This is a genomic window from Geodermatophilus chilensis, from assembly GCF_002802985.1.
In the GTDB taxonomy this organism is placed as follows: Bacteria; Actinomycetota; Actinomycetes; order Mycobacteriales; family Geodermatophilaceae; genus Geodermatophilus; species Geodermatophilus chilensis.
The window spans coordinates 1-1,006 of record NZ_NVPT01000362.1 but is presented as its reverse complement, the minus strand read 5'-3'; the positions used below and the strand labels follow the sequence as shown (position 1 = coordinate 1,006).

Genomic DNA, 1,006 nt, shown 5'->3' with positions numbered 1-1,006 from the left:
ACCCGCTGGGCCTCGGCGGCGTCCACGGAGACCTCGGTCACGTCGACGGGCAGCTCGATCGGGGTGCTGGGGTCGCCGCCCGAGGCCAGCGCCGCGGTGACCGCCTCCGCGGCCCCCTCGCGGTCCAGGGTGCGGCCGGGCACGGGCTCGACGACGCTGGCGCTCGTCCCCTCGACGGCGATGGTCGCGTCGACCGGAGCGCGGTCGACCTGCTCCGCGAAGCCGTCGATCTGGGCGGCCAGCGCGGTCTCCTCGCCGGTGATGACGGGGGCGACCTCGCGCTCGTCCACGAGGGTCACCAGCCGGGTCCACGGGTTGAGCGGCTGCTCGACGGCCCGCTCGACGGTGCCCTCGACGTCGAGGGTGATGCCGGCGGTGGCGGGGGAGAGGGTGCCCTCCACGTCGTCGGCCAGGACCACGTGGTCGGCGACCACGCGCGGCACGAGCTCGGTCTCCAGGCGCTCGGTGGCCGCGGCGGGGGACAGGCCGCCGAGGTCGACACCGGCCACGACGGTGTTGCGGGGGACGTCGCCGCTGGTGACCAGGACGTCGAGCCCGTAGGCCGCGGCCAGGACGCCGACGGCGGCGACGGGGGTCACCACGGCCGGGCGGCGCCACCAGGGCCGGCCGGGCCGCGGCGTGCCGTCGTCCGGACCGTTGCCGTCGGAGCCGTCGCCCGGGGTGCCGGTGCCCGGGGGGACGCCGTCCGGACCGTCGGTCACCGGCGGCAGGACGCCGTTGTGCTCCTCGGCGTCCGCGGCGGGCAGCGGCAGTCGGCCGGGGGCCTCGCCGGCCGCGATGTGGATGTCCTGGGTCTCGCCGTCCTCGACAGTCGGCGTGCCACCGGCGTCCTGCGGCGCGGGGACCGGTGTCGTGGGGGCCGGTGTCGTGGAGGCCTCGGCGGCGGTCGCCGGGCCGGGGACCGCGGGGCCGACCGGCCCGCGGTCCCGCGGCACCGGACGGGTCTCGTCGGACAGGCCCTCGGCGTCGATGCGGCCGGGCACGG

The 1,006-nt window shown here is 78.7% G+C and carries 1 protein-coding gene; it reads right to left on the bottom strand.

Annotated features, from left to right (window positions below; translation table 11 throughout):
• On the bottom strand, window positions 1-1,006 hold a 1,006-nt coding region (locus tag CNO22_RS27160), incomplete at both ends, for a peptidoglycan binding domain-containing protein (protein ID WP_198588651.1).